The sequence below is a fragment of the Falsiroseomonas selenitidurans genome (assembly GCF_012103215.1).
Classification (GTDB): domain Bacteria; phylum Pseudomonadota; class Alphaproteobacteria; order Acetobacterales; family Acetobacteraceae; genus Falsiroseomonas; species Falsiroseomonas selenitidurans.
On the sequence record NZ_JAAVNE010000009.1, the window covers coordinates 106,213 to 125,059 of the forward strand.

Annotated in this window: 18 protein-coding genes; 3 read left to right on the forward strand and 15 right to left on the reverse strand. The window is 72.5% G+C overall.

What is annotated here, in order from left to right; translation table 11 throughout:
• Positions 1–27 precede the first annotated feature (27 nt).
• The 9 genes from HEQ75_RS08025 to HEQ75_RS08065 are packed head-to-tail and all read right to left on the reverse strand — an operon-like array spanning position 28 to position 8,439.
• On the reverse strand, positions 28–1,143 hold the full coding sequence (locus HEQ75_RS08025) for an NAD(P)/FAD-dependent oxidoreductase (RefSeq protein WP_168029056.1): 1,116 nt from the start codon (positions 1,141–1,143) through the stop codon (positions 28–30).
• A 3-nt stretch (positions 1,144–1,146) separates the two neighbouring features.
• On the reverse strand, positions 1,147–2,508 hold the full coding sequence (locus HEQ75_RS08030) for an NAD(P)/FAD-dependent oxidoreductase (protein ID WP_168029058.1): 1,362 nt from the start codon (positions 2,506–2,508) through the stop codon (positions 1,147–1,149).
• Entirely contained in the window at positions 2,505–2,780 is a 276-nt protein-coding gene (locus HEQ75_RS08035) for a (2Fe-2S)-binding protein (RefSeq protein WP_168029060.1), read from the reverse strand. The genes HEQ75_RS08030 and HEQ75_RS08035 overlap by 4 nt, the downstream gene beginning before the upstream one ends.
• A complete protein-coding gene (locus tag HEQ75_RS08040; protein ID WP_168029062.1) occupies positions 2,777–3,463 on the reverse strand; it encodes an SDR family NAD(P)-dependent oxidoreductase in 687 nt (228 codons plus the stop codon). The genes HEQ75_RS08035 and HEQ75_RS08040 overlap by 4 nt, the downstream gene beginning before the upstream one ends.
• Positions 3,456–4,439: an ABC transporter ATP-binding protein gene (locus tag HEQ75_RS08045; RefSeq protein WP_168029064.1), complete on the reverse strand. Its 984-nt coding sequence runs from the start codon at positions 4,437–4,439 to the stop codon at positions 3,456–3,458. Before HEQ75_RS08045 ends, HEQ75_RS08040 begins: the two co-directional genes overlap by 8 nt.
• Positions 4,440–4,472: 33 nt before the next feature.
• Positions 4,473–5,588, reverse strand: coding sequence for an NAD(P)/FAD-dependent oxidoreductase (locus tag HEQ75_RS08050; protein ID WP_168029066.1), 1,116 nt, complete (start codon positions 5,586–5,588; stop codon positions 4,473–4,475).
• A 7-nt stretch (positions 5,589–5,595) separates the two neighbouring features.
• Positions 5,596–7,014 (reverse strand): FAD/NAD(P)-dependent oxidoreductase, encoded by a 1,419-nt coding sequence (locus HEQ75_RS08055; protein WP_328733482.1) that lies wholly within the window; start codon positions 7,012–7,014, stop codon positions 5,596–5,598.
• Positions 7,011–7,307: a (2Fe-2S)-binding protein gene (locus HEQ75_RS08060; protein WP_168029068.1), complete on the reverse strand. Its 297-nt coding sequence runs from the start codon at positions 7,305–7,307 to the stop codon at positions 7,011–7,013. Before HEQ75_RS08060 ends, HEQ75_RS08055 begins: the two co-directional genes overlap by 4 nt.
• The gene (locus tag HEQ75_RS08065) at positions 7,291–8,439 is read right to left on the reverse strand and encodes an NAD(P)/FAD-dependent oxidoreductase (RefSeq protein WP_168029070.1); all 1,149 of its coding nucleotides are present in this window, start codon (positions 8,437–8,439) and stop codon (positions 7,291–7,293) included. The genes HEQ75_RS08060 and HEQ75_RS08065 overlap by 17 nt, the downstream gene beginning before the upstream one ends.
• 87 nt (positions 8,440–8,526) lie before the next feature.
• Between HEQ75_RS08065 and HEQ75_RS08070 the strand changes: the two genes are divergently transcribed.
• The gene (locus HEQ75_RS08070) at positions 8,527–10,038 is read left to right on the forward strand and encodes an ABC transporter substrate-binding protein (RefSeq protein ID WP_168029072.1); all 1,512 of its coding nucleotides are present in this window, start codon (positions 8,527–8,529) and stop codon (positions 10,036–10,038) included.
• Positions 10,039–10,040: 2 nt separating this feature from the next.
• Positions 10,041–11,003 carry a Bug family tripartite tricarboxylate transporter substrate binding protein gene (locus tag HEQ75_RS08075; RefSeq protein WP_168029074.1) on the forward strand — a complete coding sequence of 321 codons (963 nt, stop codon included), beginning with the start codon at positions 10,041–10,043 and terminating at the stop codon, positions 11,001–11,003.
• 229 nt (positions 11,004–11,232) lie between these two features.
• Here HEQ75_RS08075 and HEQ75_RS08080 read toward each other — a convergent pair whose 3' ends face one another.
• The 6 genes from HEQ75_RS08080 to HEQ75_RS08105 form a co-directional block, all read right to left on the reverse strand.
• A complete protein-coding gene (locus tag HEQ75_RS08080) occupies positions 11,233–11,922 on the reverse strand; it encodes a glutathione S-transferase N-terminal domain-containing protein (protein WP_168029076.1) in 690 nt (229 codons plus the stop codon).
• Positions 11,919–12,884: an ABC transporter ATP-binding protein gene (locus HEQ75_RS08085; RefSeq protein ID WP_168029078.1), complete on the reverse strand. Its 966-nt coding sequence runs from the start codon at positions 12,882–12,884 to the stop codon at positions 11,919–11,921. Before HEQ75_RS08085 ends, HEQ75_RS08080 begins: the two co-directional genes overlap by 4 nt.
• Complete coding sequence (locus HEQ75_RS08090; RefSeq protein WP_168029080.1) at positions 12,881–13,843, reverse strand: ABC transporter ATP-binding protein; 963 nt, start codon at positions 13,841–13,843, stop codon at positions 12,881–12,883. Before HEQ75_RS08090 ends, HEQ75_RS08085 begins: the two co-directional genes overlap by 4 nt.
• Positions 13,836–14,747 (reverse strand): ABC transporter permease, encoded by a 912-nt coding sequence (locus tag HEQ75_RS08095; RefSeq protein ID WP_168029082.1) that lies wholly within the window; start codon positions 14,745–14,747, stop codon positions 13,836–13,838. Before HEQ75_RS08095 ends, HEQ75_RS08090 begins: the two co-directional genes overlap by 8 nt.
• Positions 14,744–15,685 (reverse strand): ABC transporter permease, encoded by a 942-nt coding sequence (locus tag HEQ75_RS08100; RefSeq protein ID WP_168029084.1) that lies wholly within the window; start codon positions 15,683–15,685, stop codon positions 14,744–14,746. Before HEQ75_RS08100 ends, HEQ75_RS08095 begins: the two co-directional genes overlap by 4 nt.
• Positions 15,686–15,848: 163 nt before the next feature.
• Positions 15,849–17,396, reverse strand: coding sequence for an ABC transporter substrate-binding protein (locus tag HEQ75_RS08105; RefSeq protein WP_168029086.1), 1,548 nt, complete (start codon positions 17,394–17,396; stop codon positions 15,849–15,851).
• 155 nt (positions 17,397–17,551) lie between these two features.
• Between HEQ75_RS08105 and HEQ75_RS08110 the strand changes: the two genes are divergently transcribed.
• A complete protein-coding gene (locus HEQ75_RS08110; RefSeq protein WP_168029088.1) occupies positions 17,552–18,847 on the forward strand; it encodes a M20 family metallopeptidase in 1,296 nt (431 codons plus the stop codon).

The window sequence follows — 18,847 nt, forward strand, 5'->3', positions numbered from 1 at the left end:
TTTTCCCCGTTTGATCTGTCGGGGAGCTTAGACCGCTCCAGGCGCCGCCGTGAAGCGCCCGATGTCGAAGGCCTCCAGCGGCACATCCGTGGCCCCGTCCATCACCAGCTCGGACAGCACGGCGCCGACGCCCGGCCCGGTCTGGAATCCCTCGCCGCAGAAGCCGAAGGCATGCACCAGCCCCGGCGTGGTGCGGGAGGGGCCGAGCACCGGGAAATGGTCCGGCATCTCGCCATCCGTGCCGGTCCAGCTGCGGATCACCATGGCATGGGCCAGGCGCGGGATCACCGCGATGGCGCGCTGCATCGCACCAAAGGCGGCCTCCGGGCGTGGCCGCGTCACGCTGATGGCAGCGTCGCTCTCGCCGCGGCCACCGCCGAAGATGACGTTGCCGCGCGGGATCTGGCGGAGGTACAGGTCGCCGCCGACGACGCCGAGGCTTTCGCGCAGGAAGTAGGGCAGCGGCTCCGTCACCAGCATGTTGGGGTGCAGCTTTTCCACCGGCACGGGCTCGCCGAAGCGGGCCGCGATCGCGCCGCCCCAGAAGCCGGCGCAGTTCAGCAGCCAGGGCGCGGTGAAGTGCGTGCCATTCGCCCGCACGTCGAAGGCGGCGCCGTCATGCGCCAGCTCCGTCACCGCGTGGTGTTCCAGGATGGTGGCGCCCGCGGCCCGCGCGGCGCGCGCCAGGGCGGGGGCCAGCAGGCGCGGATTGGCGCTGCCATCCTCCTCCATCAGGCTGCCGCCGATGACCACGTCGCTGAAATGCGGGAAGCGCTCGCGGATCGCGTTGCGGCCGATCATGCGCGGGTGCAGCCCGTGTTCCGCGGCCAGCGCGTTCCAGCGCAGCAGTTCCGCCTCCTCCGCCTCGCTGCGCGCCAGCTTGAGGTGGCCGCAGGGATCGAATTCCACATCCGCACCGGTGAGTTCGGTGATGCGCGACCAGATTTCCCGGGATTTGCGCGCCAGCGGAATGCCGGCCGGGTGGCGGCCCTGCTGGCGCACGCCGCCATAGTTCACGCCCGTGGCCTGGCTGCCCACCAGGCCGCGTTCCAGCAGCACCACCCGCACGCCCCGCTTCGCCAGATGCAAGGCGGCGGAACAGCCGGCGCCGCCGCCGCCGACGATCAGGACATCTGCTTGCACGCCTCAGGCGGCCGGCTGTTGCAGCGGGATGGGCTTCACCGGCGGCTGGCCGCGCAGCCGCCCGACCTCCGCCACCGTCACGCCCAGCGCGCTGGCCAGCACCTCCGCCGCCGGCGTGCCGCAGAGCCTGCCCTGGCAGCGGCCCATCCCGATGCGGGAGAAGGCCTTGGCGCGGTTCATCTCCGGCGCATCGGCCGCCGCCGCGGCGCGCAATTCGCCGGCGGTGATGACCTCGCAGCGGCAGACCGGCGTGCTGTCCTCCATCCGCGCGGCGAGCTTCGCCGGGTAGGGGAAGGCGCGTTCCAGCGCGGCGCGGAAGCGCGCCTCGGTGCGCAGCCGGCCGTCCAGATGCGCGGTGAGCGCCGCGTCCGAGGGCAGCTTCGCATCGGCCAGCAGCGCCAGCGCGGCGCGGGCGCCGGAGAGCTCCGCCACCTCCGCCCCGCCGATCCCGGCGCCATCGCCGGCCATGTAGACGCCGGCGACCGGCGCGCGGCCGGCGGCGTCGCGGCGCGGCACCCAGTTGTGCTGCAGCGCGTCATAGTCGAAGGGCACGCCGGCCAGGTCGGCCAGCTGCGATTCCGGCTTCAGCCCCCAGCCCAGCGCCACCGCGTCGCAGGGCGTGACATGTTCCTTCCAGGCCGCGTCGCGCCAATGCAGCGCGGTCGCGCCTTCCACCCCCTCGATCGCCAGCGGCGTCGCATCCTCGGCGATCGGCACGCCGCGCAGGCGCAGCGCCGCCATGATGCCGATGCCGCGCAGGAAGGTGGGGGCGTTCCACATCATGCCGGCGGCCTGCCAGGCCTTGGTCAGGAAGGGCGTGGTGTCCAGCACCAGGGCGGGCTTGGCGCCGGCCTTGGCATATTGCAGCGCGGTCAGCCACAGCAGCGGGCCGGTCCCGACCAGGATGGGCTTCGCGCCGATGCCCACGCCCTGCGCCTTCAGCGCCACCTGCGCCCCGCCCAGCGTGGTGACGCCCGGCAGCGTCCAGCCCGGCAGCGGCAGCACGCGGTCCATGGCGCCGGTGCACAGGATCAGCGCGTCATAGGGCACTTCCGCCTGCGCCGCGCCATCCGTCTGGGTGTGCAGCACGCGGTCCTGCGGGCGGATGTTCCACACCAGCGTGTCCGGCCGCCAATCCGTGCGCGGCTTCATCGCATCCAGAGTCGCGTGCAGGCGGCGGGCGCGGCCGGCATCGGCGCCGTACAGCGCCGCGGCGCTGCGGGTGAAGCCGGCGGGCGGGCGCTGGGTGATGCGGCCGCCGCCATCGGGCGATTCCTCGATCCAGGTCGGCGTCACGCCGGCGCGCACAAGCTGTTCCACCGCGCGGATGCCGGCGGGGCCGGCACCTACAACCACGACCTTCATCGCCTGATCACCTCGAGCCCGGGTTGAACCAATGTCGTGCAGGCACGGCGGATGCCCTGGCCCGCCACCTGCACCCAGCAATCCTGGCAGGCGCCCATCCAGCAGAAGCCGGCGCGCCCGCCATCGCCGAATTCGCTGGTGCGCACATGGCCGAGGCCCGCCGTCAGCATCGCCGTCAACAGCGTGTCGCCCTGCCTCGCCGGTACCTCCACGCCATCGACGGTGAAGATGAGGCCGGGCCGGTCCTGGTCAAGCAGGCGGGTCGCGGTCACGCCAGCGCCTCGAACCGGCAATTCACCTTCAACTCGCCCACGGTCGCGGTGTTGGGCAGGCGCAGCACCATCTCCACCAGCGCGGCCACATCCTCCGGCCGGCTCATCGCCTCCCGCGGGTAGTTCGCCTGCGCGGTCATCTCCGTCGCCACGAAGCCGGGGCAGACGGCGGTGGCGCGGATGCCATGCTCCCAGCCCAGCCGCCGCACTTCCTGCGTCATCGCCACCACGGCGAACTTGCTCATCGCGTAGCCGATATTCTCATTCGCCACGCGCTTCCCGGACAGCGAGGCGAGGTTCACCACCCGCCCCTCCCCGCTTGCCACCAGATGCGGCCAGGCGGCGCGGATGACGCGCATCGGGCCCTTCACGTTCACCCGCCACATGGCGTCATGCGCGGTCTCGTCCTCATCCAGCAGCCTTGCCTTGGGGTTGATGCCGGCGGCGTTCACCACGGCGTCGATCCGCCCGAAGCGCGCCATGGTCGCCGCCACCCATTCGGCGGCACTGCCCTCGGCCTCATAGGGGTGCAGCAGCAGGTCCGGCCCGGCGACCAGCCGGCCGGCGCTGCGCACGCCGGCGCTGACCAGCCAGCCGCTGCCATGCAGGCGCCGCAGCACCTCCCGCCCGATGCCGCGCGAGGCGCCGGAGACCAGGACCACGCGTCCCACAGGGTCAAGCATGCATCAGGGCTCCCGTCGCGACATGGCAGCGCGCCGCGTGGCCGTCCGCCACGCCCGCCAGCACCTGTTCCTGTTCACACCCGGCGCGGGCCATGCCGCAGCGGGGCGCGAAGCGGCAGCCGCGCGGCATGGCATCCAGCGGCGGCACGCGGCCGGGAATGGCGGACAGCGCCTGGCCCGGCTGGTCCAGCCGCGGGATGGCGCTGAACAGGGCGCGCGTATAGGGGTGCTGGGGATTGGCGAAGATGGCGCCGACCGGCCCCTGCTCCACGATCTCCCCGGCATACATCACCGCCACCCGGTCCGCGATCTGCGCCACCACGCCCAGGTTGTGGGTGATGAACAGCACCGCCATGCCGTGCTTCTTCTGCAGATCCGCCAGCAGCCCCAGCACCTGCGCCTGGATGGTGACATCCAGCGCCGTGGTCGGCTCGTCCGCCAGCAGCACCGCCGGCTCGCAGGCCAGCGCGATGGCGATCATCACGCGCTGGCGCATGCCGCCGGAGAACTGGTGCGGATACTCGTCCAGCCGCTGCTCGGCGGAGGGAATCTTGACCTCCTCGAACAGCTGTTTCGCCCGCGCCCGCGCCGCGCTGCGGTCCATGCCGCGGTGGATGCGCAAAACCTCCGCCACCTGGTCGCCCACGGTCATCACCGGGTTCAGGCTGGTCATCGGTTCCTGGAAGATCATCGCCATGCGGTTGCCGCGCACGGATTCCAGCGCCTGGTCGGACAGGCCGGCCAGGTCCTGGCCATCCAGCAGGATCCGCCCCCTGGCCACCCGGCCGAAGGGCGGCTGCACCAGCCCCATCACGGACAGGGCGGTGACGGATTTGCCGCAGCCGCTTTCCCCCACCAGGGCCAGGGTTTCGTCCCGCATCAGGGTCAGCGACAGGTCGCGCACCGCGGGGTGCCATTCTCCGCCGATGCGGAATTCGGTGCGCAGGCCGACAAGGTCGAGGGCAGGTTGATTCATCATCCGCAAACCTGCGCCAGCGGGCGCGCCGCATCAAGCCGGAACGGCGAAGCGATCCTGGCTGAAGGCGGCCACCGGCAGGTTGGTGGCGCCGCGCGCCATCAGCTCCGCCACCGCCGCGCCGGCGGCCGGGGAGAGCTGGAAGCCGTGGCCGGCGAAGCCGAAGGAATGAAACAGCCCCGGCAGGGTGCGGCTTTCGCCGATCACCGGCATGTCGTCCGGCGGCCGAGCCTCGGTCCCCGTCCAGCTGCGGACGATGCGCGCCTGGGCGACGCAGGGAAAGATCTCCGCGGCGATGCGCGCGGCATGGGCCAGGCTGCCGAACAGCACGGTGGAGGTCTCGGCCGCCTTGTCGCTCCGTCCCTGATGGCCGCCGCCGATCACCACGGTGCCGCTGGCGGTCTGCTTGAAGGACAGGGCGCGGGCCGTCGCCCCCACGGTGGGATCGACGAAGGCCGGCAGGCGCTCCGTCACGATCATCATGCTGGCCTTGGTGCCGCAGGGGATGGTCTCGCCGGCCAGGGCGGCAAGGTCCGGCGCCCAGGCGCCGGCGCAATTGGCCACTCGCTCCGCCTCGAAATCCCCCTGGTCGGTCTGGACGCGGATGGTGCCCTCCGCGGTCCGCGCCAGCCCTGTCACCGCGATGCCCTCGCGGATCGTCACCCCGGCGCGTTCCGCCGCGGCGCGGAAGGCCATGACGGTGCGCATCGGGTCGGCCGAACCATCATCCCGGGTGACGATGGCGCCCACCACATGCGGCGAGACGGCGGGCAGCAGGCGGCGCACCTCCGCCTGGTCCACCACCTCCTCGTGGCGCCAGCCCAGCGCGCGGACCTCCGCCACGCGCGCCTCGTTGCGCGCCATGTCGGCGGCGGATTCGGCCACCTTCACCTGGCCGGTGGCGCGGAAGCCGCAATCGTCGCCGACCAGCGCCTGGATGCCGTGCCACATCTCCGCCGCCACGACGGAGAGCGCGATCTCCGGCAGGGCGCGGCCGAGGCGGCGCACGCCGCCCGCATTCACCCCGCTGGAATGGCGCCCGACATGCCGGCGTTCCAGCAGCGTGACCTGCCAGCCGGGGGTGCGCGCCAGGTGCAGGGCGGTGGAAAGCCCGTGCAGCCCGCCGCCGATGACGAGTGCCTGCCTCATCGCCGGATCACAGCGGCCCTGCCAAGGCCGCCAATTCGCCCAGCGTCAGCGGCTTGGTGGGGAAGCGGGTGCGGAACGGGTCCACCTCGCCGCCCGCCACGCCGCGCGCCGCGGCGATCACGCCATGCACCGCCGGGCCGCAGATGCGCCCCTGGCACGGGCCCATGCCGGCGCGGGTGAAGGCCTTGGTCTGGTTGGCGCCGAGGCAGCCGAGTGCCACCGCCTGGCGCACCCGCCCGGCCGTCACCTCCTCGCACCGGCACAGAACCACCTCATCGGCGATGGCGGCCGGCGGCAGCGGCGGGAACATCGCGTCCAGGAACAGCCGCGGCGCCAATTGGCGGTCCCGCAGCAGGCGCAGCGGGCCGGCGCGGGCGTCGCGTTCGTCGGTGGTGATGCGGCCCAGCGCGCGGGCCGCCTCCAGCGCCGCGATGCGCCCGGCATGGACCGCCGCGCGGGCACCGCCGATGCCGGCGGAATCGCCCGCCACCATCACGCCCGCCACCGCCGTGTTGCCCCACAGGTCGAGCCCCGGCCGCCAGCAGGCCTGCACCGGGTCCCAGCCATGCACGCAGCCGGGGATGGCGCGCGTCACCTGGGTGTTCGGCACCACGCCGTCATGCAGCAGCAGCAGGTCGGCCGGATGCGCCACGCCATCGACGACAATGCGCGCCAGCCGCCCCTCGCCTTCCGCCCGCAACGCCCGCGCCACGGTCACGGCGACGCCGGCCCGCCTCACCCGGCGCTGCCATTGCAGCCCGCGCCACAGATACTCCGGTGCCTTCAGCGCGCGGCCCAGATGCGGCAGGGCGCGACGCAGCCCGCCCGGCGGCGACAGGTCGATGATGCCGGCCAGCCGGCCGCCACGCTCCAGCGCCTGCACCGCGTAGAGCCACAGCAGCGGCCCCTGCCCGGCCAGCCAGACCTGTCCTTCCGGCACCAGCCCGGCCGTCTTCAGCGCGATCTGCGCGGCGCCGACGCTCATCACCCCCGGCAGCGTCCAGCCCGGGATGGGCAGCGGCCGTTCCGTGGCGCCGGCGCAGAGGATCAGCCGCTGCGTCGCCACGCTGCGCGCGGCGCCGCCCTCGGACCAGAACACCTTGCCGCCGCCGCCCTCCGTCGCCGGCTCGACCGCCCACAGCGTCGCACCCGGCCGGTAGTCGGTGCCCGAGGCACGGAAGGCCGCGGCGAGCTTCGCGCCGTCCCGGTCCTGCTCATCCTTCGGCGTGCGGGATTCGACGGCGCGATGCACCTGCCCGCCCGGCGCGGCATTCTCGTCCAGCAGCAGCACGGACATGCCATGCGCCCGCGCCTCGTTCGCCGCCGCCATGCCGGCGGGGCCGGCGCCCAGCACCAGCACATCCACCTGCGCCGCTGCCGGGGCGCTGCCCGTCGGCCCGGCGGTCCATTCGTCGGCGACGCTCACGCCGCATCCTCCACGAAGTCGCGCGCGCCGCGCTGCATCGCCACGCGCAGCCCGGGCGAGACCGGCACCAGGCAGGCCTGCATGTTCTGCGCGCCCTCCACCTCCACCAGGCAGTCGAAGCAGGCCCCCATCAGGCAGAGCGGCCCGCGCGGGCTGCCGCTGACGGGCGTTTCGCGGAACGCGGTGATCCCCGCGGCCAGCAGCGCCGCGGCCAGGCTTTCCCCGGTGCGGGCCGGCAGGGTGCGGCCTTCCCAGGTGATGGTGCAGTCGGTGGGCTCAGTGCGACGAAACATCGGTCATTCCAACGAAGCGGTCCGGATGCAGGTCCCGCGCATGCTCGGGCAGCGCGCCGGTCAGGATGGCGCCGGCCAGCGGCCCGGCATGGACGGCCGCCAGCGTCACGCCGGAATGGCAGGTGGCGACGAAGGCGCCGGGATGCGTGGTGCTTTCGGCATAGGCGGGGAAGCCATCCGGCGTCATCGGCCGCAGCGCCGCCCAGCCGCGCACCATGCGCGCCTGCGCCAGCACCGGCAGCACGCGCAGCGCCCGGCCGGCCATGCGCGACAGCGCATCGACCGTGGTGCCGGTGGCGAAGCTGCCGTCATCCTCGCTGGTCACGCCGATCTGCACCGTGCCGTCGCCGGTCTGGCGGATGGCGCTGGCCGGCAGCGGCAGGATCGGTGCCAGGCGCTCCGTGACGATGTTCTGCCCGCGCACGGGGCGCACCGGCACGTCGAGGCCCACCATCTGCGCCAGCTTCGTGGTCAGCACCCCGGCGGCGATCACCACGCGCTGGGCGGAAACCTCGCTGCCATCGGCGCGGCGCAGGCGATAGCCGCCGGCGATGGGGTCGATCGCCTCCACCGCCGCGCCGGGCAGGTGCACCCCGCCGGCGGCGCGCATGCCCGCCTGCAGCCCGCGCAGCAGGGTCAGCGGGTCCACATGCCCATCCGCCGGCTGGTAGCTGGCGCCGCGCACCGCCGGCCCCAGCGGGCATCCGGGCATCAGGTCCTGCAATTGCCGGCGGTCCAGCATCACCAGCCCCTGCTGGCCCTGGTTGTGCATGCGCTGCACGAAATGCGCGCGCGCCGCATACTCCGCCTCATCGAGGCAGAAGGTCAGCCCACCCACGGCGCGATACTGCACGTCCCGCCCCGCCAGGGCGGAGGCACGTTCCGCCAGCGCCGGCCACAGCGCCACGCTCTGCCGTGTCCAGGCGGCATAGGCCGGCATGCCGTCGCCCTTGGATTGCGACCAGACCAGCCCGAAATTGCCGCGCGCCGCGCGCAGCGCCACGTCGCCCTCGTCCAGCACCGCCACCCGCGCGCCGCGTTCCGCGCAGCCATAGCCGATGGCGGAACCGACCATGCCGCCGCCGATGATGGCGACGTCGAACAGGCCCGTGTGGGAAGGTGGCGATGACATGGTTGCGAGCGTGGCCCGGCGGGGGCCATCCTGCAAGCCGGGACAGGCCGAAGGCCTGTGGACGGGGCGGCTGGAGGAGAAACGGGAATGGCTTGGAAATTTCTGGCCGCGGCCGCCATGGCGCTGGCCCTGCCGATGCAGGCAGGCGCACAGACCCTGCGCGTGGGCCTCATCGCGCAGGACATGGGCACCACCGACCCGCACCGCGCCAGCGCCACGCAGGACAAGGCGCCGCTTTCCTGGGCCTATGAGGGGCTGGTGCGCTTCCCGCCCGGTTCCGCCGACCCGGCGAAGCTGGAGCCCGACCTGGCCGAGCGCTTCACCCGCAGCGCCGATGGCCTGACCTGGACCTTCCACCTGCGCCCCGGCGTGCGCTTCCAGGACGGCAACCCGCTGGAGGCGGAGGACGTGGCCTTCTCGCTCCGCCGCGCCGCGGACCGCGCCCGCAGCGCCTTCGCCGGCAGCTACGCGCCGATGACGGCGGTGGAGGTGGTGGACCCGATGACGGTCCGGGTGACGATGCGGGAAGCGGTGGCCGGCGCGCTGGGCCTGTTTGCCAACTACCACGGCGGCATGATCGTCTCCCGCCGCGCCGATGCCGGCGGGCAGCCTTCCGGCACCGGACCCTTCCGGATGGAACGCGCCGGCGGCGGCATGGCGCGGATGGTGGCGCATGACGCGCATTGGCGTGGCCGCCCCGCCATCCGCGCCATCGAGCTGCGCTTCATCACCTCCGACGCGACGCGGGAGCTGGCCTATACGGCCGGGGAGCTGGACCTGTTCATCGGGCGGCGCGAGCAGCGCTGGGTGACGCGGATGCGGGCGCATCCGAACACCGCGGTGGAAGTCTTCTCCCCCGGCGAATTCCGCACCCTGCTGATCAATGGCCGCACCCCGCCGCTGCATGATGTGCGGGTGCGCCATGCGGTGCAGCACGCCATCGACGCGCCGGCCATCGCCCGCTTCGTCGGGCTGGACGTGGCGACCCCCTGGGCGAGCCCGGTGCCGCCCGGCTATCTGGGTGCGACGGAGGAGGTGCCGCGCTTCCCACACGACCTGGCCCGCGCCCGCGCCCTGCTGGCCGAGGCGGGCCATCCCCAGGGCATCACCATCCGCGCCGTCGTCTCCTCGAACTCCGCGCAGCTGCCGATCATGGAGGTGGTGCAGGCGCAGCTGCGGCGGGCCAATATCCGGCTCGACATGGATGTGGTGGAACACGCCACCTACCATGCCCGGATCCGCCAGGACCTGTCGCAGTTCACATTCTACGGCGCCGCGCGCTACCCGGTGGCCGACAGCTATCTGAGCCAGTTCTACCACTCGCGCAGCGCGCCCGGGCAGCCCACCATGTCGCTCAACTTCGCCCATTGCAGCGCCGCCGATGCCGAGATCGACGCGGCGCGGGCGGAGCCGGACGAGGCGCGGCAGATGGCGCTGTGGGCCGCGGCGCAGCGCAAGGTGATGGAGGCCGGATGCAGCCTGCCATTGTTCGACCTGAAGCAGGTCTGGGTCCGGCGCACCGGCCTGAACCTGGGCTACCGGCTGGAGGGGTCGCTGAACCTCGGCCCGCCGATCACCGCCGGGACCAGGCTGGACTGAAGATGCGGCGGCGCGCCCTGCTGGCCGCCGCCCTGGCCCCGGCCACGGCAAGGGCGGAGACCGGCTGGCGCCCGACCCGGCCGCTGCGCCTGATCGTGCCCTTCGCGCCGGGCGGGGCGCTGGACATCACCGCCCGCCTGCTGGGCTGGGAGATGGAGGCGCTGGTCGGCGTCCCCATCCAGGTGGAGAACCGCAGCGGCGCCGGTGGCAATATCGGCGCGGAGACGGCGGCCCGCGCCGCGCCGGACGGCCACACGCTGCTGGTCGGCTCCCCCGGCCCGCTGGTGGTGAACCCCTTGCTCTTCCCGGCCATGCCCTTCGAGCCGGAGGTGGATTTCGTGCCGGTGGCGCTGGCCACCCGCAACCCGGTGGTGCTGCTGGCCGGGCCGCGGCGCCCGGAACGGCGGGTGGCGCACCTGGTCCAGGCCGCCCAAGCCGGCGAGTTCCTGACCTATTCCAGCGCCGGCCCCGGCAGCGGCGGGCATGTGGCGATGGAGGTGCTGAAGGCCCGGCTCGGCCTGCCCGGCCTGCCGCACATCCCCTTCCGCGGCGCCGGCCCCTCGCTGGAGGCGCTGGCCGCCGGCCAGGTGACCTATGCGGCGGAAGCCATCACCAGCGCCGCCGGCTTCATCGAGGGCCGCCTGGCGCACCCCCTGGCGGTGACGACGGCGGAACGCTGGCCCGGCCTGCCCGGCGTGCCGACGGTGGCGGAGGAAGGGCTGCCGGGCTTCGACTATGCCTCCTGGACCTGTCTGGTCTACCCGGCCGGGGTGGCGGAGGAGCCGGTGCTGCTGCTGAACTGGGCGGTGAACGTGGCGCTCGCCCGGCCGGCCCTGCGCGCCCGCCTGCTGGAGCTGGGCGCCGAGCCCGCGGGCGGCAGCGCAACCCAGCTCGCCCGCCACCTGCGGGATGAACGCGGCAAATGGCAGGAAGCAGTGCGGATTTCCGGCGCCCGGGTGTTCTGAAAACTGATGCCAGATCCCATTGATCGGAACCTGCGCCCGCCGAAGGCGGGTGAGCGGCCGCATGGCCGCCGCGCCAGGTGGCGCGTGGCCAGGCCGGCGGCTTTCCGGAGTGTCATGCAATGGCGCCTGCCCTGTTGCCCGGCGCAGGCAGGCTGCACCGTCGCGCGCCTCGAACGCCGGGTGGGCCGCAGGCCGGAACCTTCTGCGTCACGTCGGGGACTGCGTCCGCTCACGGAAAAGCGCGGCAGGCCTCCAGCCCGATCTCGCGCGCCTGCGCCTCCGCCCCCGCCACCCATTCGGCCACCAGCGGATGCGCCAGCACGGCCTCCGCATAGGCCTGGGCATCGGCCGCCAGGGGCACGGAATAGGTGCGGAAGCGGCTGGCCATCGGCGCCCACATCGCATCCGCGAAGGTGAAGCGGGCACCGAACAGGAAGGGGCCGCCCTGGCCCCAGGCGGCGCGGGTCTGCCGCCAGCTTTCCTGCACCCGCGCCACCTGCCCCGCCACGCCGGGCCGGCCGAGCAGCTTGGCGTTGCTGGGCACGCCGTTGGCGATGGGCCAGCGCTTCACCAGGTTCATCGGCATCGCCGCGCGCAGTTCCACGAAATGCGCGTGCATCTCCCCGGCCGAGCCGCGCGCGGCGGCGCGGGCGGCCCGGTCCGCCGGCCAGATGTCGCAGCCCGGCGCCTTCTCCCACAGATACTCCGCGATCGCCCAGGTGTCGGTGATGGCGAGTCCGCCGTCGAACAGCACCGGGATCAGCCCGGTGGGGGAAATCTCGGCCAGCCTGGCCTTGCTCTCCTCACGCGAGAGGAACAGCGTCTCCGTCTCGAAGGGCAGGCCGGAAAGCCGGCAGGCGAGCCAGCCGCGCATGGTCCAGGTGGAGGACCATTTGCCGCCGATGACCAGCTTCATCATCCGACACCCCCATCATGCAGGTGACAGGCCACCATCGCCCCGAGGGGCTGCGCCAGCGCCCGCGGCGCCTCCGCCGCGCAGCGCGGGCCGGCGGCGGGGCAGCGCGGGTGGAAGGCGCAGCCGGGGGGCGGGCGGATCGGGCTCGGCACCTCGCCGGCGGCTTCCGGTGGCGCCAGGGTCTCGGCCGTCACCGCCGCCAGCAGCGCCCGCGTATAGGGGTGGGCCGGTGCCTCCCACAGCTGCGCCGCCGGCCCCACCTCCACGATGCGGCCCAGATACATCACGGCGATCCGGTCACACAGCCAGCGCACCAGCCGCAGGTCGTGGCTGATGAACAGGTAGGTCAGCGACAGGCGCTGCTGCAACTCCACCAGCAGGTTCACCACCTGCGCCTGGATCGAGACATCCAGCGCGCTGGTCGGCTCGTCCAGCACCAGGAAGGCGGGCTCGATGGCCAAGGCGCGGGCGATGCCGACGCGCTGGCGCTGGCCGCCGGACAGTTCATGCGGGTAGCGGCGCATCATGTCCGCGCGCAGGCCCACCAGTTCCAGCAGTTCCACGATGCGCGCGCGGCGCGCGGCGGCGGGGCCGTAGCGGTGCACGGAGAGCGGGCTGTCCAGGATGCGCTCGATGGTGAGCGACCGGTTGAGCGAGCTCTGCGGGTCCTGGAACACCATCTGCGCGCGGCGGCGGAAGCCGGCCAGGTCCTCGGCCGGCGGGCGGCCCTGGAACAGCACCTGGCCTTCCGTCGGCGGCTCCAGGTGCAGCGCCACGCGCCCGAGCGTGGATTTGCCGGAACCGCTTTCACCGACCAGGCCGAGGATCTCGCCCGGCGCGATGTCCAGCGTCACCTGCTGCACCGCGCGCACCACGGGCTGGTTCGGCAGCAGCCGGCCGAGCAGCGAGGGTTTCGCCGCGTAGTGCTTGGAGACACCCTGCAGGGCGAGCAGCGGCGCCGTCATGCCGCGGCCCGCCAGCAGGCGGCGCGGCGGCCGGGCGCGATCGGCCGCAGCGGCTGGTCCTGCGTGCAGTCCGGCGCGGCGCCGGGGCAGCGCGACTGGAAGGGGCAGCCGGCGGGCAGCCGCGCCAGGTCCGGCGGCTCCCCGGGGATGGCGGGCAGCGGGCCATCCGCCTTGCTGCCGCGCGGCACGCTCGCCAGCAGGGCGCGGGTATAGGGGTGGGCGGGCGCGGCCAGCAGCGCCGCCGTCGGCCCCTCCTCCATGATGCGGCCGGCATACATCACGGCGACGCGGTCGCAGATGCGGCCGATGACGGAGAGGTTGTGCGAGATCATCAGCATGGCCATGCCGAGTTCGCGCCGCAGCTCGTCCAGCAGCGCCAGGATCTCGGCCTCCACCGTCACGTCCAGCGCCGTGGTCGGCTCATCGGCGATCAGCAGCGCCGGGCGGCAGATCAGCGCCAGCGCGATCAGCACGCGCTGGCGCATGCCGCCGGAAAGCTGATGCGGATAGGCCGCCATCCGCGCCTCCGGCTCCGCGATGCGCATCCGCCGCAGCAGGCCCAGCGCCGCCTCCCGCGCCGCCGCTTCGGTGCCGCCATGCAGGCGGTGGATGCGGGTGAGCTGGCGGCCGATGGTCATCACCGGGTTCAGCGCCGCCGCCGGGTCCTGCACCACCATGGCGATCTGCCGCGCCCGCAGCGCGCGCAGCGCCGCGGCATCCAGCTTGCGCAGATCCTGGCCGCGGAACAGCAGCGCGCCGCCGATGGTGGCGCCTTCCGGCTGCTGCAGGCGGACGCTGGCGCGGGCGGTGACGGATTTGCCCGACCCGCTTTCCCCCACCAGCCCCAGCACCTCGCCCTCCGCCAGGTGGAAGGAGACGTGGCGTGAAGGGTGGATCTCACCGGCTTCGGTGCGGAACCGCGTGACCAGGTCACGCACCTCGAACAGCATCTCAGGCATCGCCGCGCCGTGTCAGCTGCGCCGGGTCCAGCACGTCGCGCAGCAGGTCGCCGGCGAGGTTGAAGGCGACGACGGTGAGGAAGATCAGCAGGCCGGGGAACACGGTGAGCCACCACTGGCCGGACATGACATAGGTGCGGCTGTCCGCCAGCATCCCGCCCCAGCTCGGCTCCGGCGGCTGGATGCCGAGGCCGAGGAAGGACAACGAGGCCTCCGTGAGGATCGAGGTCGCCACCAGCAGCGTGGCATAGACCGCGACCGGGGAGACGCAGTTGCGCAGCACGTCGCGGAACAGGATGCGCGTTTCGCTGGCGCCAACGGCGCGTTCCGCCATCACATACTGCTCGTTGCGTTCCACCAGCACCGCGGCGCGGACGATGCGCGCCACCTTGGGCGCGTTCAGCAGGCCGATCACCACCATCACCTTGGTGATGTGCGGGATCACCAGCGGCCCCATCTCCAGGTCCTGCGTGCCCAGCGCGGCAACCACGGCGATCGCCAGCACGATGGGCGGAAACGCCATCAGGATGTCCATCACCCGCATGATCGTCGCATCCAGCAGGCCCGGGCTGCGGAAGGCGGCGATGGCGCCGAGCGGCACGCCGAGTGTGAGCGCGATGCCCACGGTGGTCAGCCCGACCGTCAGCGAAACCCGCGTGGCGTGCACGCAGCGGGAGAAGATGTCCCGGCCGAACTGGTCGGTGCCGAACCAGAAGGTGCCGTCCGGCGGCCGCAGGCGGAGGCGGGAGGGGCGGTTGGGGAAGTAGCTCGCCACCTGTTCCGGGAACAGCGCGACCACCACCAGCACCAGCAGGAACAGGAAGGCCGCCAGCGCCAGCTTGTCCCGCCCCAGCACGCGCCAGAGCCGGTTCGGCCGTGGCGCGGCGGCCAGCGTCGCACTCATCGGCGGATCCTCGGGTCGAGCAGCGCATACAGCGCATCCATGCTGAAGTTGATCAGCACGAAGACCGTCACGTTCAGCAGCACCAGCCCCTGCACCAGCGGGTAGTCGCGCGCCAGGATGCTCTCGTACAGCAGCCGCCCCATGCCGGGCAGGTTGAAGATCACCTCCGTCAGCACCGCGCCGGCCAGCAGGTAGCCGAAAGAGAAGCCGGCCGCCGTCAGCGTCGGGATCAGCGCGTTGCGGAAGGCATCGGTCCAAATGATGGTGGATTCCGGCACGCCATGGGCGCGCGCCACGGCGATATGCTCCCGCCCCAGCACATCCAGCATGGAAGCGCGCAGCATCCGCGTGATGGTCGCCGCATAGGCGGTGCCGAGTGCCACCGCCGGCAGCAGGATATGCGCGGTGGAGACACCGATGCCGGCCGACAGCGGCTCATACCCCCCAGGCGGCAGCCAGCGCAGGATGACGGCGAACAGCAGGATGGACAGCAGGCCCTGCCAGAACACCGGCATGGAGATGCCGATCATGGCGATCACCCGCGCCAGGTGGTCGATCAGCCCGCCCTTGTGCTTCGCCGCCAGCACGCCGGCGGGAATGGCGATGGCCATGGCGATGACCAGCGCGGCGAGCGAGATGTGCAGCGTGACCGGGAAGCGATCCAGGATCATGCGGCTGACGCCGGTGGAATAGGTGAAGGAGCGCCCGAGGTCGCCCACCAGCGCGCCGCTGACCCAGCTTCCGTATTGCACCCACAGCGGCAGGTGCAGGCCCAGCGCCTCGCGCATCGCCTGGATTTCCTCGGGCGTTGCATTGCTGGTCATCATGGCGATGGCGGGGTCGCCGGGCAGTGCCCGCACCACCAGGAAGATCAGCACGCTGGCGCCGAACAGCACCAGCGCCAGCGTGGCCGCGCGGCCCAGGAGGAAGCTTGCCATCAGGGCCTGTGGAGCGTGGGAAACGGGATGCAGCCGGCGAGGGATTCTTCGCGCCGGGCAGGTGGCCAGCGGAGCCGATGGCTGCCCATCGGCGAGCATGGCCAACGCACCCGGCGCGGAAAAGCACCGCCGGACGCGCCCGCAGACCGACGCTCCACGGCCCCTAACCCTTCTTGGCGGAGGTCAGGTCCATGAAGTAGGAATAGCGCGGGCCGAAGCCGGAAATGTCGGACCGCCACAGGTGATAGGCGTTGAGCCGGCCGATCCACAGCGCCGGGCAATGGTCCACCAGGATCTCCGTCACCTTGCGCAGCGCCGGCTTCTTGCGGGCATGGTCCAGGTAGCGGAAGCTCTCCATCACCGCGGTGTCGTAGGCCGGGTTGCGATAGCCCATCCAGCGCGCCTGGTTGCCGTCCTTGTGGTAGTTGTTCCACACCAGATAATCCTCCACCGAGGACTGCATGGACGGGTGCGGGAAAGCCTGCCAGTCGCCGTTCTGCGCGCTGCGGTACATGCTGACGAAATCAGTCTGGCGGATGTTCATGCGGATGCCGACCTCCGCCAGGTTGGCCTGCATCACCACCGCCGCCTCCCGCGCCTCCACATAGGCGGAAGGCACCGGCACGATCGCCTCGAAGGCGAAGCCGCGCGGCATGCCGGCGGCGCGCAGGTGGAACTTCGCACGGTCCGGGTCGTAGGCAAGCTGCTTGGCCAGGTCTTCCTCGTACCAGAACTCGTTCGGGGAGGCCGGCAGCGCGCTGGCGGTGACCAGGCCGGAATAGATCTCCTCGCAGATGTAGTCACGGTCAACGGCGCAGGAGACGGCGCGGCGCAGATGGATGTTGTCGAAGGGCGCCTTGGCGACGTTCATCGGCATGTAGAAGATGCCGGCGGAAGGCCGCGCCGCGCCGCCGAAGCCGCTCTCCCGGCTCACCGGCGCGAAATCCTTGGGCGGGCAGTTGGAGATGATGTCGACGCTGCCGGCGCGCAGATTGGCCAGCTGCGTCGCCGCATCGGGGATGCGCACCAGCTTGATGGTCTGCGTCGCCGGCGCGCCGCCGAAATACTCGGGGAAGGCTTCGAATTCGGCCTCCACATCAGCGCGGAAGCTCTTCGGGATGAAGGGGCCGCAGCCGGCGGCGCGGCTGCCGCGATACAGGCTTTCGCCCGTCGCACCCTCATTGGTCACATCGGTGCCGCGGCGGACGATGGCGGCCTCATACCCCATCAGCCGCATCCAGCCGACCCACGGATCCTTCAGCGAGACCTTCACCACATAGTCGCCATCCTTCTGCACATCGCTGATGAAGCGGCGCAGATTGCCGCGGCGGCGGCCGGTGGCGAGGTATTTCTCGTAGCTGTAGAGCACGTCGTCCGCGGTCAGCCGGTCGCCATTGTGGAAGCGCACGTCGCGCCGCAGTTCGAACACGTAGCTCAGGCCATCGTCGCTGATCTGCGGCAGCGCCACGGCGAGGTCCGGCACCAGCGTGCCGTCCACGCCCACCTTCAGCAGGTTTGAATAGGCCAGTAGATTGGCCGCGCCGGTTTCCACATTGCCGACATGCCAGGGGTGGATGTTCGGCAGGTTGCCGAGCAGCGAGGCCGTCACCGTCCCGCGCGGCTGCGCGCCGGCGCTGCGCGGCAGCGAGGCGGCCGCCAGAATGCCGGCAAGCCCCGTCAACGCACCACGACGACCGATGATCCCGTTCATTGCCAGGCCCCCTGCTGCTTCGCCTTCAAGCATGGACGCATCGCGTGCGCCGCGGCAATACTGAAATGACAGAGGCTTGGCGTATACGCGCGCGCCCCGTTGCCGGCGGCATCGCAGCCTGTAAGCTGGCCGGGCGAAGGACAGGACAAATCACCATGGACGGCATCGCGGCGCGCGTGGACCAGGCGGCGGAAGCGGGGGGCGATGCCGCGGTGGATTTCCTGCGCAGGCTGATACGCCTGCAGGCGGGCGGCGAGGCCGCGGTGCAGGCCGATGTGGCGGCGGCGCTGGAACAGCTCGGCTGCCGCGTCGAACGCCGCCGCTACCAGCCCGCCGGCATCGTGCTGCGGGATGAATTCGCCGCGGAGGCGGCGATCGCGGCGGAGGAGCGGGAAGCGGTGCTGGCGCGCTTCCCCGGCAGCGGCGACGGCCGCAGCGTGATCTTCTTCGCCCATCCGGATGGCGAGCCCTTCAACCCGCAGCATGGCTGGCGGCACGACCCGATGGCGGGCGAGATCGATGCCGGCCGGATCCATGGCTGGGGCGTGGCGGACGACCTCGCCGGCGTGGCGACGATGGTGGAGGCGCTGCGCGCGGTGCGCGCGGCGGGGCTGACGCCGAAGGGCGACGTCATCCTGGCCAGCACGCCGTCCAAGCGCCATGCGCGCGGCGTGCATGCGCTGCTGCATGGCGGCGTCGCGGCGGATGCGGCGGTTTATCTGCACCCGGCGGAATCCGGCGTCGGGATGCGGGAGGTGAAGGCGCTGGCCTCCGGCCAGCTGGTGTTCCGCATCCTGGTGAAGGGCCGCCTGCCGGCGACGAACGAGCCGGGCCACGCGGCCTTCGCGCACACCGCCATCAACCCGATCGACAAGGCGATGGCGGTGCTGGCCGCCCTGCGGGCGCTGGATGCCGCGCGCGGGGCGCGGGTGCACCACCCGGCGCTGGATGCCGCGATCGGGCGCAGCACCAACCTGCTGGTGGGCGACGTCAAGACGCTCGGCGATGGCCGCGCCGCGCGCGTGCCGCCGGCCGTGCAACTCTCCTGCGCCCTGTCCTTCCCGCCCGGGGAGAAGCTGGCGGCGGTGCAGGCCGAGGTGGAGGCGGCGCTCGCCGCCGCCGTCGCCGCCGATGCGGATCTGATGCTGGAGACCAGCTTCCTGTCCGGAGTCACCGGCGCGGAAGTGCCGCTGGATCATCCGCTGTGGCTGGCGACCAGCGAGGCCGTGCAACGCGGCACCGGCACGGCGCCGGAGATCAACCCGCTGCACACCTCGTCGGACATCCGCAACCCGATGGTGCAGTCGGGCATCCCCTGTGTCGGCCTCGGCCCCCTCTGCGGCGACCTGACGCAGAATGGCGGGCGCGACGAATGGGTGGATGTGGCGGACTACAAGCGCGGCGTCGCCGTGGTGGCGGCGCTGATCGCCCTCTGGTGCGGCGCGGACTGA